Raw genomic sequence first — 15,648 nt, forward strand, 5'->3', positions numbered from 1 at the left:
AGCTGGGCGTCGGGCAGTTTTTCGATCTGGGCGGCATCGAGGGAGGCGAGAATGCGGGCGTAGTCACCGGCGCCGGAGCCGCCGACGGTGGCGAGGTTGTCCTGCTGCACGGCGGCGTCGAACTGGGTCTGGACCTGCTGAAGGTCGAGGACCGGCTGGATCTGAGCGCAGCCGAGCAGGAGGACGGGCAGCAGGAGGCGGGCGAGGAAGGAGAGGCGGCGGGAGTTCATGGGGTGGGGCGGGTTTCAGGCGATGTTTTTGAGGATGATGCGGGCGGAGCTGAGCAGCGCGGCGCTGTCGGCGGGCGAGAGCTCTTCCTGCAGGACCTGGAGGAGGAGTTTTTCGACCAGGACGGGCAGGGTGGCACCATTGACGCGGTTTTGCAGCGTGTCGGAGGCGAGGTCGAGTGCGGCGGTGAGGGTGGCCCTGACGGGTTTTTTGACGCTGGAGCCCAGGAGGCCGTCGAGATTGGCGGAAACGACGGGCAGGATGCCGGTGACGGTGGCGACAAAGACATCGCGACTCATGAGGCGACGCGGGTCGGGGTGGGCGAGCACGGCCTCGGCGGCCTGCTGGGTGACCTGGAAGAGGACGTTGTCGCGGACGTTGCTGGTGTCGAGCTTGAGCAGTTTGTCGGCATTGAGGACGCCGGTGCTGACGGCGGAGCGGACGAGGGTGAGGAAGCCTTCGCCCGTGACGAGCCGGGCGGGATTGTCGCCGAGGGCTTTGGCGGTGGAGCCGATGATCTGGGCGAGCACGGTCTTCACCTCGTCGTCATCAACGCTGTGGAGGAGCTGCTCGGGGTGTTTCGCGACCTCGGCGAAGGCGAACCGGGTGAGCTCGACCAACTGCCGCTTCGAGAGCAGGTCGCGCGCGGTGGCATCGCCTGCGAGGCGTTTGCCGAGGCCGTTGGCGATGGCGGTGATGGTGTCGGCGAGTATTTGCTTCTGAGGGGAGTCGGCGGGGACGAGGGTCTCGATGTTTTCCGTGACGACTTCCAGGGCGCTTTGAACGACTGCGGAGACGGTTTCGCGGCCGAAGACCTTGCCCGCCTGGGCGGTGGAGAGAGCGCCGACGGTGCTGCTGATGAAGGCGGCGAGGAGTTTGTCGTCGGTGAAGACCGTGCTGTTTTCAGCGACGGCGGTGAGGGCGCTTTTGTAGATGAGTTCGAGGGATTCGTTGGTGAAGAGGTCTTCTTTGCCACTGATGCCGGCGATGAGGCCGGAGAGGGTTTGTTTGACCAGGGGCTTGGCCTTGGGGTCATCGGGCATGAAGAGATCGAGGTTCCCGGTGAAGGCGGAGGCTCCACCCCGGACGACGCTGGAGGCGATGCGTTTGATGAGCGTGCCCCGGCGGTCGCGGGCGGCGACGGAGGTGAGGGCTTCGTAGTCGTCGAGAAGCGACTGGGTGATGCCGCCGACGAGGGTCTGGAGGCGGCGGTCGTCATCGAGCAGGCTGACATGGTCCTGGAGCGTGCGGATGGAGGCGTGCAGGACGTCGTGGAGGAGGTCTTTGGGCGTGCTGTCAGAGAAGCTGACGTCATCGAGCTGGCTGATGAACGAGGCGAGGACCTGACGCGTGCCGTTGCTGCCGCCGAGTTTGTCGGGATTGAGGGCAAAGTAGTCGATGCCGATCTCAGCGACGAGACCGATGACGCGCTGGAGGGCGGGGCGGGAGCCGAAGCCGTCCTTGAGCTGGTCGAGGCCTTTGAGCTGCTGGATGATGGTGAGGGCATCCTGGGAGTTGCTTTCCTGGATGTTCATGAGGGTGCGATAGGCGCTGACCTTGTCCTCCTTGCTCTGCACCCAGGCGAAGGCGGCCCCTGGGGCGCGCAATTCTTTGTGGTCGCGGAAGTAGTCGATGGCGGCGGACTCCAGTTCATCGCCCACGAGGTCGCCGACGGGCAGGGAGGCGGCGTGCTCGTGGGTGCGGTCGATGACGATCTGCTGCACCCGGTTTGCCAGCTTGATGCCTGCCTGGATGGCGAAAATGACGGTGGCTGGATTGATCATGCGCCGGGTAAAGCGCATCGGTGATTTCAAGACAAGACAAAAGCAGCCCGGGAGACGCGGCAGCTCGCGCAAAAGCTTGATCCGGCCGTGCCCGCTCCGGTATTCTGCGGCGCATGTGTGATCTCGCTGCCGTGATGGCCCGATGGCTGCCGCTGCTGGCCGTGGGGCTGGCTTCCTGCCAGCAGACGGCTCCTGTCGAGGAGGTGCGGCGGGCAAAGGTGCCGACAACGCAGCGGCTGGTGGTGAGCGTGAAGGATCAGATGATGGTGACGTTTGACCGGGAGATGCCGAAGAAGATCTACCCGGTGAGCACGTCGAAGTTTGGCACGGGTGACAAGCCGCGGTCGTTCAAAACACCGCTGGGGTGGCTGGAGGTGGTGGAGGTGATCGGGCAGGGACTGCCCGCCGGTGCGAAGTTAAAAGCACGGCAGCCGACCGGGGAGGTCGTGCCGCTGGAGGCACCGGGGCGGGATCCGATCGTGACGCGGGTGGTGCGGCTGCGCGGGATGGAGCGTCGCAATGCGCGGACGCTGGAGCGGTTGATCTACATTCACGGAACGCCGGAGGAATCGAAGCTGAAGACGCCGGTGTCGTTCGGCTGCGTGCGGATGGGTTCGGCGGACATCATCGCGCTGTGCCACTGGCTGAAGCCGGGGGCGCGGGTGGACATCGTGGCTGGAAAGCTGCCAGCGCCAGAGGCGTTGCCGGACTGAGGTGGTGTCGCTGGCTGAATGGCTTGCGGCTTGATGTGGCCGTGCAGCGGGGATATGGAGTGGCGGCAGCCCCTGGCTGCCGCCTCCCGAATGACTCCGAGTGTCCTGAAACGCCGCCAGATTTTGAAGACCGTGTCATTGACGGTGTTCGGCACGCTGGTGGCGTGGTATGTGAGTGCGATCCTGAGCTTCGCGGGGAACTCCTACGGCTTTAACAACCGGTTCTCGGAGGTGGCCCTGCAGCACCACTGGTGGTATCTGGTGTGGAGCAATTTCGTGGTGCTGAAAGGGTATGTGCTGGTGGCCGCAGGCTATGTGGGGATGATTTATCCGCTGGTGCGGCTGTGGGGGCAGGTGTGGTCCCTGACGCGGAAAAGCGTGGTGTGGCTGACGCTGCTGTTCGCGGCGCTGCTGTATGGTTTCTTCATCTTCAAGCTGATGCTGGAGAAGCCGTACTTCGGTGATTACAGCTACCTGCTGGGGTGGTATGACGCGCTGGGCCGGGGGTGCGGCACGCGGGTGCAGGATGCTGTGCATGGGCTGATCGTGCAGGTGTTTCCCACGGTGGCGATCGCGGCGGCGGCCGGCTTCTACCTGTTTGAACTGCGGAGCTGGTTCACGCGGGCGGCGCGTCCGCTGCTTTTCAGCATGGCGGCTGTGGGCGGCGTGCTGGGCCTGCTGGTGGTGAGCGGTTATGGAGGTGCCAGGGCTCCCGGCGTGGATGAGGAGCTGGCCGGGACGAAGAAGCGGCCGAAGAACATCCTGATCCTGGGCTCGGACTCGCTGCGGGGCGATCATTTGTCCTGCAACGGGTATCATCGCGCCACTTCGCCCAATATCGACCGCATCGCGGCGAATGGCGTGAACTTCCAACGCTGCCTGACGCCCATCGCATCGACACTGGAGTCGCTGACGAGTCTGTTTTCGTCGCAGTATCCGCACACGCATGGCGTGCGGCACATGTTCCCGAACCGGGCGATGGTGGACCGGGCGAACAAGGAGGCGCCATCCCTGGGGGCCACGCTCCAGCAGCATGGCTACGACACGGCGGTGATCGGTGACTGGTGCGCGTGCGGCTTCAACGAGCTGCCGATGGGCTTCAAGGACATCATCGTCTCCGACTTTGACAACTTCCGCGTTTACATGAGCGAGGTGGTGTTTCTGCATCACCAGATCCTGCCGCTGTTCTTTGACAACCGCGTGGGCCACATGCTGTTCCCGAAGCTGAAGTCGTTCGCGAACTACATGACGCCTGAGGTGGTGACGGACCAGGTGATCGACCGGCTGAAACAAAGGGCTCAGGATGGCAAGCCCTTCCTGCTTTTCGGCTACTACTCCTGCACGCATCTGCCCTACAAGACGCCGACGCATTACGCGAAGCTGTGGACGGACCCGAAGTACGACGGCCCGCACAAGCATGAGCTGGCGCTGAACGTGGACGAATTCATCGGCAACACGGACATCAATGACAAATGGAGCAAGCTGCCGCCCGAGGAGGTGGCGCAGATCACCGCGCTCTATGACGGCTGTGTGCGGATGTTTGACGACTCGGTGGGCCGCGTGATGGCGGAACTGGAGAGACAAGGCCTGATGGATGACACCATCGTGCTGGTCACCGGAGACCATGGCGATGACCTGTTTGAGCCGAATTGCACGTTTGGACACGGCACGACGTTCAATGGTGGTGACCAGGCCAATCATGTGCCGGCCATTCTTCATGTTCCAGGTCTGAAGGAGCCGCAGAAGCATGCAGGAATCTCCCGGACGATTGATTTCGTGCCGACGCTGCTGGATCTGGTGAATGTGCCCGCCGACCGGCGGTTTGAAGGCACCAGCCTTGCTCCGCTGATCCGCGGCGAGAAAGAGAGCCTGGGCCTCGCCTTCTTCGGAGAGACGAGCTACCTGTTCTTCCGGCGGAAAATTCCCGGGGAGGAGCCTCTCTTCATCCCGCCGATGGACGAGACGACGTTCATCGATCCTGATTTCGACTTCCACTTTGTCCTCAAGGACAAGTTTCAGGACGCGGTGCTGAAGACGAAGGAGCACTGTGTGCGCACCGAGCGCTTTAAATACATCCGGACGCCCGGCGTTCGCCATTCGATCGAAAGGCTGTTCGATCTGCGCAATGACCCTCACTGTGAACGTGACGTCAAAGAGCTGTATCCAGACGTGAGGGCACGTCTTGCCGCGGCGCTTGATCATTGGCGGGAGACCCGGGCTCAGAGCACGACTCACGAGATCTACGGGATCCTCGGTGAGGAGACGCTGAAGGCGGCGGCAAAGCCGTGACGATCTGAGCGGGCTTGTTTGCGGCCGATCACGCGGGTGCCACGCACCACTCAATTGCGGTGGTTTGGCGTGGTTTAAAATCAGGAATGAGCGGCAGCTTTGAGAAAACTTACATTTCTGAAATTGAGTGGCCTGTTGTGGCGGCGCATACTCATCAGCAAAGGCATCAAAAACTAGAAGCATCGCGTTTTTGACTCCTGAGTTTGCCAAACCGCCCCACTCTTATGAAGACCCGCCTCCGCAATGCGATTGCCGCGCTCACGCTGGCCTGCCCTCTGCTTGCTGCAGGGCACGCTGGAGATTCGCTCGAGAACGTTCTCGTGCTGTATGACTTCAACAAGCTGATCTGCAACGACTCGCCGAACGTTCCCGCCTTCGTTTCGCCCTGCGTATGCGCGACCGACGTGACGTTGAACCGCCTGTGCCAGCAATTGGAGCAGTGCGGACCTGACGGCAGCCAGTTCCGCAATTTCAGCGGGTGGGACACCGCCTACGACTACTCGTTCGCGCGGAATGACTTCAGTTCGGTGCCGGGAACCCTGTCGTTTGATGTCTCCGTCAGTCCCGACGCCATCGCGAACATTTCGGGCGTGTCGTTTGATTGGATGCGTCCGAACCCCAGCTCGGCCGACTCCATCCAGGCCACCATCTTCTGGGAAGACTCCGCCGGTGCGATTCAATACAGTTCCACCGGTCCGATCGCGCTCACGGACGTCGGTGTCTGGACTTCACGCACCCTCGATTTCCCCATTGACGTGGCCCCGCTGCCCACAGGGATCGACACCTCTGGAAAGCAGTTTCACGTCGAGATCTATGCCTGGGGAGCGGATGGCGGCTCTCTCTACCTCGATAATCTGACCCTCAATGGCACGTGCGCACCGATCCCCGAGCCTGGCGGTGCGGTGCTGGTGGCGGCTGCGGGGCTGGCGCTGCTTTTGCGCCGCAGAAACCGGGCATAAAACGTTCCGATTCTTCATCTGGGAGGGGCCGCAGGGAGATCTGCGGCCCTTCTTTTTTGGGATCAGGCTGGCCCCCGATTGCTGGGTATTTTATACAGATTGTGAAAAAGTGCCGTGCGTGAGGCCGTTTGAGCCGCCATGAGGCCCCTCTCTTTCTACTCTCTTCTTGTCGTTTGCTCGCTCTCTTCTGCGCAAGCCGCGGGCAAAACAGACACCGCGTCAGCTGCCCGGCATATTGACGCCATCCTGGCCAAAGATTGGGCGGCGAACAAGCTGCAGGGCAATCCTGCGACGGATGACACAACATTCGTCCGCCGCATCTACCTGGACATCATCGGACGCATTCCGACCACCCGCGAGGCGGACGAATTCCTCGCCAGCAAGGATGCCGGCAAGCGTGGCAAGTTGATCGACAAGCTGCTGTCCTCGGAAGCTTACGTGCAGCATTTCTTCAACTACTGGGCTGACGTTCTGCGGGTGACCTCCAACGGCAACCAGACAGGAGCCATCACCGGCGCCGCCTACGCCAGCTTCGTGAAGCAGAGCCTTCGCGAAAACAAGCCTTACGACCAGTTCGTGCGCGAGATGGTCGCGGCGCAAGGCAAGGCCTGGGACAACGGCGCCATCGGTTACTACATGCGTGATCGCGGAATGCCGCTCGACAACATGGCGAACACGGTGCGCGTGTTCCTGGGCACCCGCATCGAGTGCGCCCAGTGCCACAACCATCCGTTCGACAAGTGGACGCAGATGCAGTTCTTCAAGATGGCGGCGTTCACCTACAACGTGCAGACCCAGGACTACAACGGCGGAGTGATGGGGGATGTGCGTGATCTGCTCCGCGAACAAGAGAGTGAAGCCCGTGCCGCGATCAAGGAGCCGCAGCGTCCGCAGCGGCCAAAGATCTCCGGCAAAATGACGAAAGAGGAGCGTGCCGCCGCCGAGAAGACCTACGCCGACGCCTACAAGAAGTACGAGGCCGAGATGAAGGACGTGCAGCAGAAGCGCCGCGAGGTGCAGGACAAGCTGCGGAAGGAACAACGCGGCTATCAGGAGGCCATGAACGATGTCCGCGACACGATGCGCTACACCAGCGTCAGCATGCGTGACACGAAGCTCACGTTGCCGCATGATTATCAGTACTCGGACGCAAAGCCGCGTTCCGCCGTCTCCCCAGGCACGATGATGGGCCATGAGAGCAACTGCCTGACGGGCGAAACGCCCCTCCAGGCCTATGCGCGTTGGATGACCAGCGCTGAAAACCCACGTTTCAGCACCGTGATCGCCAACCGCCTCTGGAAGCGTGTGTTCGGCCTCGCTCTCATCGAGCCTCTCGACGAGCTCATGGACACCTCGGTTCCGATGATTCCCGAAATGGAGAAACACATCGAGAAGCTGATCGTGGACCTCAAATACGACATGAAGGACTTCCTCCGTGTGCTCTACAACACCAAGGCCTATCAGGCCCAGGTCACCCGCGACGAATACGCTCCGGGCAATCCGTATCATTTCACCGGTCCTCTTCTGCGCCGCATGAGCGCGGAGCAGATGTGGGATTCGTTCGTCACGCTGATCAATCCGAATCCGGACATGATCAATCAGACCAGCCGTGACGCCATGGAGCAGCGCATCCTGCAGGCCAAGAAGATCGCCGACGGGGTGGATTCTCTGTCACCAGAGGAAGCCTTGGAGGGGCTGAAAAAATCGGCCACGATCTACGGCACCAACCGCGAACGCACGGAGAAGCAGCAGAAGCTGTATGCGGAGGCCCGCAGCGCCGCACGCGAGATGCAGGAGAAGGCGGATGCCATGAAGCCCGGACCGGAGCAGGACGCCGCCATGGCCAAGGCGAAGGAATTGAAGGCCAAGTCCGACGCCATCCGCTCGGAGGTGAACCGGATCCAAAATGAAGGCCGCCGCGTGACCTATGCCGAGGTGATCAACGTGGGGCAGAAGAAGCTGTATGAAAAAGTGACTGGCAAGCCCTACCAGACCGTGGCCTTGAACACCAAAGGTGGCGCTGACGGTGCTGCTCCCGCGATGATGAGTGGCGGAGAAATGATGATGACATCCACTGGCGTCCGCACGGAGCGCGTCAACGTGCCTGGATATGATCGCAAGGAGCTGACTCCGGAGGAAAAGCAGGCGGTGTCCGAGAAGGTCCGCGCCGCGCTGACCGAGGAGGCCGACTTCTATGGCATTCCCGAGAAGGAACGCCGCAACTACTACCGCGATCGTGAAGGGGTGAACCGCAACTGGCTCCGGGCCGCTGAGCTGGAAAGCCCCGCTCCGCGCGGCCACTACCTGCGCGAGTTCGGCCAGAGCGACCGCGAGACCATCGAGAACGCCAACAACGAGGCCAGCGTGCCCCAGGCACTGGCCATGATGAACGGCCAGCTCCTCCCGCAGATCCTCAGCCGACACAGCCAGCTCATGCTCACTGTGAACAAGGCTCAGTATCCTGATGACAAGGTCGAGGCCATCTACAGGACCGTTCTTTCACGCAAGCCCACGGATCGCGAGAAGGAAGCCTGGCTCAAGGCGCAGGACGGCGGGCTCACCAACATGGAAGACCTCGTGTTCTCCCTCCTGAACACCCAGCAGTTCATTTTCATCCAGTAAGACCATCAAAACACCAACAACACGCCCAACGCCATGAAGCACGAACTCGCCACCCAACTCCTCCGCTCCGGCGAAATCACGCGCCGTGACTTCGCCGCCAAGACCGCGTCCTCACTCCTCGGGGTCGGTCTTCTTGGCCACTCGATGACCAGCAAGAGCTTCGCGGCTTTTGAAGGCTCCTCGAAACTGAAGCAGGCCGCCACCGCCAAGAACGTCATCTTCCTCTACATGAGCGGCGGCCAGTCGCACATGGACACCTGGGATGTGAAGGAAGGCGTGGAAACCGCCGGTCCGACCAAGCCGATCCAGACCAGCGCCGATGGCGTCCGCATCTCCGAATACCTGCCGCTCACCGCGAAACAGATGCATCACGGCACCATCGTGAACTCCCTCAGCTCCACGCAGGGCGCCCACGAGCAGGGGAATTACATGATGCACACCAGCTACGAGTTGCGCGGCACGATCCGCCATCCCGCGATGGGCGCCTGGCTCAACGTGTTCCAGGGCGGCGGCAACAGCACGCTCCCGAACTTTGTTTACATCGGCAACGACAGCCGCCACCCCGGCGCGGGCTTCTTCCCGGCCGCGCAGGCCCCGTTGTTCGTCAGCAATCCGGAAAACGGCCTCAAGAACATCAAATCCAGCGTTTCCGAGGACAAATTCAAGGCCCGCATGGCCTTGGCTGACGAGCTGGACAAGGACTTCCGCACCACCTTCCCGCATCGCAACGTCAAGGCCTACGCCGACATGTATGATGATGCGATCGCGATGATGAAATCCGAGGATTTGAAGGCCTTTGAGCTTTCAGACGAGCCTGCCGACGTGCGTGCCGCTTATGGCCGTGAGGCCTTCGGCCAGGGCTGCCTCCTGGCCCGTCGTCTGGTGGAACGCGGTGTCCGTTTCGTCGAAGTTTCCCTCGGCGGCTGGGACACGCACAATGCGAACTTCGTCTCCGTGCCCGAGCGCTGCGAAACGCTCGACAAGGGCCTGTCCGCCCTGCTTGGCGACCTCCACAACCGCGGCCTGCTGAAGGACACGCTCGTCGTTGTCACCACGGAGTTCGGCCGCACGCCTGACATCAACCAGAATGTCGGCCGCGATCACTACCCGAAGGCCTTCTCCGGCGTCATGTTCGGTGGCGGCGTCAAAGGCGGCTTCGTCTATGGCAAGACCGACAAGGAAGGTCGCGAAGTGGTCGAGGACAAGGTCAAGATCCAGGACTTCAACGCCACGATCGCCTACGCACTCGGCTTGCCGCTTGACCAGGTCATCTACAGCCCCAGCAAGCGTCCGTTCACCATCGCTGACAAAGGCCAGCCGCTCACCTCCGTGTTCGCGTAAGCGCCGGAGACTGCATAGACTTACGAGACACGCGATGCTTCACCGGCATCGCGTGTTTTTTTTGTTTGGCGGCGAGAGTCAGCCTTTCGTTTTCTTCACCAGACGGATGCCCTCGATGCGCATCTTCTTGTCCGCGGCCTTGCACATGTCGTAGATCGTCAAAGCAGCCACCGAGACGGCTGTGAGGGCCTCCATTTCGACACCGGTCTGCGCGACGGTCACCGCCGTGGCGGTGATTTGCACCGCTTTGGGCCGCAATTCGAAGTCGAGCTGCACCTTGCTGAGCGGAATCTGATGGCAGAGCGGAATCAGGTGCTGCGTCTGCTTGGCGGCCTGGATGCCGGCGATGCGCGCGATGCTGAGAACGTCGCCCTTTTTGACCTGATTTTTGCGAATCAGATCCAGCGTGGCCGCCGCGAGCATGATGCGGCCTTCCGCGACGGCTTCACGACGCAGCGGCGGCTTGGCGGAGACATCCACCATGGCAGCTTTGCCTTTGCGATTGAGATGGGTGAGCTTGGACATGCGTGTTCAGCCACCGATGGCGATCATGCGGCGGTTGGGCTGGTAGTTGTGCCGAAAGTCGTGCTCCTTCGGCTTCCGGGCCACCACGTTCTGGAAGAAGGCCGCCAGTTCGGCGTCGCTGCATCCTCCACGCAGCACGCTGCGGAGGTCGAATTCCAGATAGCTGCCCAGGCAGGGGCGCAGCTTGCCGTCACTGGTCAGCCGCAGCTTGTTGCAGTTCTCGCAGAAATGCAGGTTCGTCATCGCCCCGATGAAGCCGATGCGCTGACCCGTGGCCGGGATGCGATGATAAACGGCAGGGCCGTTGGTCTTGAAGTCCGGCTCCTCAATCAGCGGGCCGGTGGTTTGTTCGACCAGTTGTCTGGCCGTGGCGATGGCCAGGAAGTTGTCGTCGCTGAGCACTTCCTGCGTGCTGACCGGCATCAACTCGATGAACCGCAGCAGCGCGTTCTTTTTCGCGGCGTAATCGATCAGTGCCGGCAGTTCGCGTTCGGTCTGATTCTTCATCAGCACGCAATTTAGCCGGATCGAGTCAAATCCGGCGTCGATCGCCGCGTCGATGCCGCTCAGGACACGGGGCAGCAGGTCACGGCTGGTGGTGCGCTGATAGACGTCACGATCGAGCGAGTCGAGGGAGACGTTGGCCGTGCGGACGCCGGCTGCGGCGAGCTGCTCGGCCAGCGTGCGTCCGTTTTCGACCTTCGCGAGCAGGGTTCCGTTGGTGGAGATGCCGACGCTCTCGATTCCCGGGATCTGGGTCAGCTCTGCGCAAAAGCCGGCGATTCCAGGCCGCGTGAGCGGTTCGCCGCCCGTGACGCGGATCCGTTTGATGCCAAGTGTGGCCCCGATCCTCACCACGCGGACCATTTCATCGTAGGAGAGTGTTTCCTCCTTCGCGAACCACGCCTGCTCCTCCTCCGGCATGCAGTAACGGCAGCGTTCGTTGCACCGGTCGGTGACGGAGACGCGCAGGTAGGAGATGCGATGGCCGAAAAGGTCTTCCACAGGGCAAGGGGGGCGGGCTGGGCCGTCCTCTAACCACATTCTACGTCTGTGCTCAAGCCTTCGTATGCCGCGATGGAACTCGCATCTTGAAGGTCGTCTCGATGCCTGGCGTGCTGGTCAGTTCGATCGTCCCGCCATGGGCTTCCACGGCACGTTTCACGATGGACAGGCCCAGGCCGGTGCCCTTGATCTGCGATGAGTGGTGCTTGTTGCCCCGATAGAAGCGTTTGAACACAAACGGCAGGTCGTGGGCGGGGATGCCGATGCCGTTGTCCGTCACCTTCAGCGTGCAGCCTTCGTCATCCCACTCGCCGGAGATGCGGATGACGAGCCCCGGCCGCGAGTTTTCCTTGATCGAGTTTTCGACCAGGTTGGTGAAGACCTGGTCCCAGTAAAAACGATCTCCCAGCAGCTTCCCGCCATCCTTGGGGAAGGCGAACTCGATCCGGGCGTCGCGGCCCTCCAGCATCGGCGCGAGGTGATCGGCGGCATCCTGTGCACAGGCCCGCACATTGAAAGGCTCCATGTTCAAAGGCGTCGCCGTGTCTTCCAGTCGCGAGATCGCCAGCATGTCCTCGATGATCCGGGCGATGCGCTTCCCGTGCTTCTCCATGATGTCGAGGCTGCGTTTCATCGTCGCCGGTCCCTTCGCGGCATCCTCTTGCAGCATCTCGATGTAGCCATTGATCAGGGTCAGGGGCGTGCGCAGCTCATGGGACGCGTTGGCGACGAAATCCCGGCGGATTTGCTCCGTCATCGCAGATTCCGTGATGTCCTGGATCATTAACCACGCACCACCGCCGACGTCAGCGGGCAGGGGAGCCGCCTCGATCAGGAAATGCCGGCCGCCCAGGTCCGTTCCGGCACCGACATTACCCGGCAGGATCTGGATCCGGCGTGTGGCGTGGCGCTTTTCGGCCAGCGCCTCCTGCACCAGATCGGCCAGTTGATGATCCCGCGCCTCCTCGATCAGCGCCCGCCCGGTGCGGATCACCTGCCGGTGCAGCAGCCGGCCGAAGGTCCGGTTCGCATAGCGGATCCGCTGCTCCTCATCCAGCAGCACCAGGCCCTGGCTGATCTCATCCAGCAAAGACTCAAAGATCCGCCGCTGCTCGGATTGCTGCTCGGCTTTTTCCTTCGCCAGCCACACCGCCGCCGCCTGCGCTGGCAGTTGGTCTGCGTCACGGGCCCGCATTCCCAGAGTCTTCGCCACGCCCTCCCATCGCTTCTGCCATTGTCGCTCGCGCCGCGTCCAGAGGACGGCGCCGAGGATCAGCAGCAGAAGGAGAAAAAGGCTGAAGGCGGTCATGCAGGCAATCCCGGAGGATTCGAATCAAACTGGAAGCCTGTCCCGCGCACGGTCACGATGTGGCTGCCTGCCGCGCCCAGCTTCTCCCGCAGGCGCTTGACGTGCGTGTCCAGCGTGCGGGTGGCCACGTCCGAGTTGTAGCCCCAGACCTCCCGCAGCAGGTCGGCGCGTGTGTGTACGGCAGTGTCGTTTTCCATCAGCGTGGTCAGCAGTTTGAACTCGGTCGTGGTCAGGTCAAGCGGACTGCCATCCAGGTACACCTTCATGCTCTTGCGGTCGATCAGGAAACGGCCGCGTCTGACCTCGGACACGTGCGTCACCTTCTTCACCCGGCGCAGGATGGCGCTGATGCGGAGGTAGAGCTCCCGCGGGCTGAAAGGTTTCGTCAGGTAATCATCGGCGCCCAGCTCCAGGCCGGCGATCTTGTCCACCACCTGGCTTTTCGCGGTCAGAATGATGATCGGGATGTGCGTCGTGCGCGTGTCGGCACGCAGCCTTTTGAAGACCTGCCCGCCGTCGAGTCCGGGCAGCATCATGTCCAGGACGATGAGATCGGGCTGCTGCTCGACCGCCGCCGGCTGCACTTGCAATCCGTTGGCCACACAGTGCGTTTCATGCCCTTCGCGCGTCAGATGCAGCGTGATGAGATCGGAAATGTCCGATTCGTCCTCAACAATCAAGATCTTGCTCATGAACCGGTGTTCTGTGACGGGGCTGCTCCCTGGGCAAACGCATCATGGTGACGAAGATGTCACATAGCAACCTCCTTGCGGCACGATTCCCCGCCGTTTGTGACGCATTCGTCACTTAGGCCGGCTTGGACAGGGGGGCGAACGACGTTTATGAGGCAGACCATCCTAGGTCCATCCCATGAGGGTCATCATCGTCACCGACACCTTCCCGCCGGACATCAACGGCGTCGCACGCACGCTCAGCACCCTGGGCGAGGGCTTGGAACGCCGGGGCCACGAGGTCAAAGTCGTCACCACCGTCGAAGCCACCGCGCCGGGTGGTTTGCGACGCGAGGTGATGCACTCCATGCCGCTGCCCGGCTACCCCGGCCTGCGGATGGGGTTTGCCTCGCTGCGGCAGATGCTGGAGATCCTGGATCATTTCCGGCCGGATGTCCTCTACGTCGCCACCGAGGCGGTCCTGGGCATCGCCGCCATCCGGGCCGCCGCCAGACGTCGGGTGCCGGTCGTCTCCGGCTTTCACACGAACTTCCAGACCTACCTCGAAGACTACCATCTTCCCGGGATGGAAACCGTGGCGCAGGGCGTCTTGCGGGCCATTCACAATCAAACCGCACGCACCCTCACCCCATCCGCCGACACCGCCACCATGCTGGAGCGCTGGGGCATTCAAAACGTCGGCGTCATGGGGCGTGGTGTGGATACGGAGCTGTTCCAGCCGTCGCGTCGTGATCCTGAACTGCGCAAGACCTGGGGCGCGGACGATTCGACGCCCGTCGCCATCTACGTCGGCCGGATCGCCGCGGAAAAGAATCTCGCGCTCGCCGTGCGTGCCTTTGCGGCCTTCCAGCAGGTGCAGTCTCACGCCCGCATGGTCTTTGTGGGCGATGGTCCACGGCTCGCAGCGCTCAAGGAGGAGCATCCAGGCTTCCTCTACGCCGGTTCACGCAGCGGGGAGGACCTCGCGGCGCACTACGCCTCGGCCGATGTGTTTCTCTTTCCCAGCATCAGCGAGACCTTCGGCAATGTGGTGCTGGAAGGCATGGCCGCAGGCCTCGGCGTCGTCGCCTTCGACTACGCGGCCCCGCGTCTGCTGATCCGTGGCGGTGAAAACGGCTGGCTGGCACCCTTCGGTGACGAAAACGCCTACCTGGAGCAGGTACGTGCCGCCGCGTCCTCGTGGAATGACTCCGCCCTCCGTGCCGCCGCACGTCAAACGGCGTTTGATCTTGGCTGGGAACGTGTGATTGAGCAGTTTGAAAACGAGCTGGCGGCCGTGAGGCACGGACCGGCGCTCCCGCAGTGATGAATGATGAATCTCCAGTGCTGAACCCCGCCACAGGCAAGGCGAAGCTGCGTTTCAAGACCATCTTCATCTCCGATGTCCATCTCGGCATGCCGGACAGCAAGGCCGCCCAGGCCGCGCACTTCCTGCGCAACTGCCTCTGCGACAAGCTCGTGCTCAATGGCGACATCATCGACGCCTGGCACCTCCGCCGCCTCGGCGGCTGGAACAACGGCCACACCAACTTCCTCCGCACCGTCCTGCGCAAGATGGAGAAGGAGAGCACGCAGATCATCTACCTGCGGGGCAACCACGACGACATCCTCGACCGTTTCATCCCGATCCGCTTCGGCTCCTTCGTCATCACCGACGAGCACATTCACAAGACCCCTTCCGGCGACTACCTCGTCGTCCATGGCGATGGCTTCGACGCCGTCACCACCAATCACGCCTGGCTCGCCCGCCTCGGCGGCTTCGGCTACAACTTCCTCCTCCGTATCAACCGCATCTACAACGCCTGGCGCGTCTGGCGCGGGAAGCCGCCCTTCTCCTTCAGCGCCTGGGTGAAGCAGAAGGTGAAGTCCGCCGTCGGTGCCGCCGGGAAGTATGAGGAGCAGCTCCAGAGCCTCGCCCGCCAGCGCAACTGCAAGGGCATCATCTGCGGCCACATCCACAAGGCGGACAACAAGATGATCGGCACCACGCACTACGTGAACTCCGGTGACTGGGTCGAGTCCATGACCGCAGCCGTCGAGACACTCGCCGGTGACTTCGAGATCCTCAGCTACGAGGAGTTCTGCCGCCTCACCCATCGCGATCCGAAAGGCACGGCCGGAACCGGTGATGATGGCGATGAACATTTCCCGCCTGAATCTTCCTCAATTCCAATGTAGCAA

At 62.3% G+C, this 15,648-nt stretch carries 13 protein-coding genes; 7 read left to right on the top strand and 6 right to left on the bottom strand.

The genetic code is table 11. The features are described 5' to 3' along the window. Nucleotides 1-230 (bottom strand): hypothetical protein (locus IAE77_RS06685; protein ID WP_294223663.1); only part of this gene is annotated, 230 nt, incomplete at its 3' end. Between the two features lie 15 nt (nt 231-245). After that, complete coding sequence (locus IAE77_RS06690; protein ID WP_294223665.1) at nt 246-2,012, bottom strand: hypothetical protein; 1,767 nt, start codon at nt 2,010-2,012, stop codon at nt 246-248. 113 nt (nt 2,013-2,125) lie between these two features. Between IAE77_RS06690 and IAE77_RS06695 the strand changes: the two genes are divergently transcribed. The 5 genes from IAE77_RS06695 (at nt 2,126) to IAE77_RS06715 (ending at nt 9,936) form a co-directional block, all read left to right on the top strand. Then, the gene (locus IAE77_RS06695; RefSeq protein WP_294223667.1) at nt 2,126-2,725 is read left to right on the top strand and encodes a L,D-transpeptidase; all 600 of its coding nucleotides are present in this window, start codon (nt 2,126-2,128) and stop codon (nt 2,723-2,725) included. Nucleotides 2,726-2,815: 90 nt separating this feature from the next. Next, nucleotides 2,816-5,014: a sulfatase gene (locus IAE77_RS06700; protein WP_294223670.1), complete on the top strand. Its 2,199-nt coding sequence runs from the start codon at nt 2,816-2,818 to the stop codon at nt 5,012-5,014. A gap of 224 nt (nt 5,015-5,238) precedes the next feature. Next, nucleotides 5,239-5,973, top strand: a complete 735-nt coding sequence (locus IAE77_RS06705) for a PEP-CTERM sorting domain-containing protein (RefSeq protein ID WP_294223673.1) — start codon at nt 5,239-5,241, stop codon at nt 5,971-5,973. 138 nt (nt 5,974-6,111) lie between these two features. Beyond that, a complete protein-coding gene (locus tag IAE77_RS06710) occupies nt 6,112-8,595 on the top strand; it encodes a DUF1549 domain-containing protein (RefSeq protein ID WP_294223675.1) in 2,484 nt (827 codons plus the stop codon). A 33-nt stretch (nt 8,596-8,628) separates the two neighbouring features. Further along, a complete protein-coding gene (locus tag IAE77_RS06715; protein ID WP_294223678.1) occupies nt 8,629-9,936 on the top strand; it encodes a DUF1501 domain-containing protein in 1,308 nt (435 codons plus the stop codon). A gap of 78 nt (nt 9,937-10,014) precedes the next feature. Here IAE77_RS06715 and moaC read toward each other — a convergent pair whose 3' ends face one another. The 4 genes from moaC to IAE77_RS06735 are packed head-to-tail and all read right to left on the bottom strand — an operon-like array spanning nt 10,015 to nt 13,467. After that, nucleotides 10,015-10,461 carry a cyclic pyranopterin monophosphate synthase MoaC gene (gene moaC / locus IAE77_RS06720; RefSeq protein WP_294223680.1) on the bottom strand — a complete coding sequence of 149 codons (447 nt, stop codon included), beginning with the start codon at nt 10,459-10,461 and terminating at the stop codon, nt 10,015-10,017. A gap of 6 nt (nt 10,462-10,467) precedes the next feature. After that, on the bottom strand, nt 10,468-11,466 hold the full coding sequence (gene moaA, locus IAE77_RS06725) for a GTP 3',8-cyclase MoaA (protein ID WP_294223683.1): 999 nt from the start codon (nt 11,464-11,466) through the stop codon (nt 10,468-10,470). A gap of 52 nt (nt 11,467-11,518) precedes the next feature. Continuing rightward, on the bottom strand, nt 11,519-12,775 hold the full coding sequence (locus IAE77_RS06730) for an ATP-binding protein (RefSeq protein ID WP_294223686.1): 1,257 nt from the start codon (nt 12,773-12,775) through the stop codon (nt 11,519-11,521). After that, on the bottom strand, nt 12,772-13,467 hold the full coding sequence (locus IAE77_RS06735; protein WP_294223689.1) for a response regulator transcription factor: 696 nt from the start codon (nt 13,465-13,467) through the stop codon (nt 12,772-12,774). Before IAE77_RS06735 ends, IAE77_RS06730 begins: the two co-directional genes overlap by 4 nt. 178 nt (nt 13,468-13,645) lie before the next feature. Here IAE77_RS06735 and IAE77_RS06740 point away from each other — a divergent pair, with 178 nt between their 5' ends. Both IAE77_RS06740 and IAE77_RS06745 read left to right on the top strand, forming a co-directional pair. Further along, nucleotides 13,646-14,773 (top strand): glycosyltransferase family 1 protein, encoded by a 1,128-nt coding sequence (locus IAE77_RS06740; RefSeq protein WP_294223692.1) that lies wholly within the window; start codon nt 13,646-13,648, stop codon nt 14,771-14,773. Then, nucleotides 14,773-15,645, top strand: coding sequence for a UDP-2,3-diacylglucosamine diphosphatase (locus IAE77_RS06745; protein WP_294223694.1), 873 nt, complete (start codon nt 14,773-14,775; stop codon nt 15,643-15,645). The genes IAE77_RS06740 and IAE77_RS06745 overlap by 1 nt, the downstream gene beginning before the upstream one ends. Nucleotides 15,646-15,648: the final 3 nt, after the last annotated feature.

Origin of the sequence: Prosthecobacter sp. (genome assembly GCF_014879935.1) — a bacterium.
Taxonomy (GTDB): domain Bacteria; phylum Verrucomicrobiota; class Verrucomicrobiia; order Verrucomicrobiales; family Verrucomicrobiaceae; genus Prosthecobacter.

Excerpts from the sequence above, each read along its gene's own strand:
- IAE77_RS06690 (WP_294223665.1), bottom strand. The coding sequence starts at position 2,012 with ATGATCAATCCAGCCACCGTCATTTTCGCCATCCAGGCAGGCATCAAG.
- IAE77_RS06695 (WP_294223667.1), top strand. The coding sequence starts at position 2,126 with ATGTGTGATCTCGCTGCCGTGATGGCCCGATGGCTGCCGCTGCTGGCC.
- IAE77_RS06700 (WP_294223670.1), top strand. The coding sequence starts at position 2,816 with ATGACTCCGAGTGTCCTGAAACGCCGCCAGATTTTGAAGACCGTGTCA.
- IAE77_RS06705 (WP_294223673.1), top strand. The coding sequence starts at position 5,239 with ATGAAGACCCGCCTCCGCAATGCGATTGCCGCGCTCACGCTGGCCTGC.
- IAE77_RS06710 (WP_294223675.1), top strand. The coding sequence starts at position 6,112 with ATGAGGCCCCTCTCTTTCTACTCTCTTCTTGTCGTTTGCTCGCTCTCT.
- IAE77_RS06715 (WP_294223678.1), top strand. The coding sequence starts at position 8,629 with ATGAAGCACGAACTCGCCACCCAACTCCTCCGCTCCGGCGAAATCACG.
- moaC (WP_294223680.1), bottom strand. The coding sequence starts at position 10,461 with ATGTCCAAGCTCACCCATCTCAATCGCAAAGGCAAAGCTGCCATGGTG.
- IAE77_RS06730 (WP_294223686.1), bottom strand. The coding sequence starts at position 12,775 with ATGACCGCCTTCAGCCTTTTTCTCCTTCTGCTGCTGATCCTCGGCGCC.
- IAE77_RS06735 (WP_294223689.1), bottom strand. The coding sequence starts at position 13,467 with ATGAGCAAGATCTTGATTGTTGAGGACGAATCGGACATTTCCGATCTC.
- IAE77_RS06740 (WP_294223692.1), top strand. The coding sequence starts at position 13,646 with ATGAGGGTCATCATCGTCACCGACACCTTCCCGCCGGACATCAACGGC.
- IAE77_RS06745 (WP_294223694.1), top strand. The coding sequence starts at position 14,773 with ATGAATGATGAATCTCCAGTGCTGAACCCCGCCACAGGCAAGGCGAAG.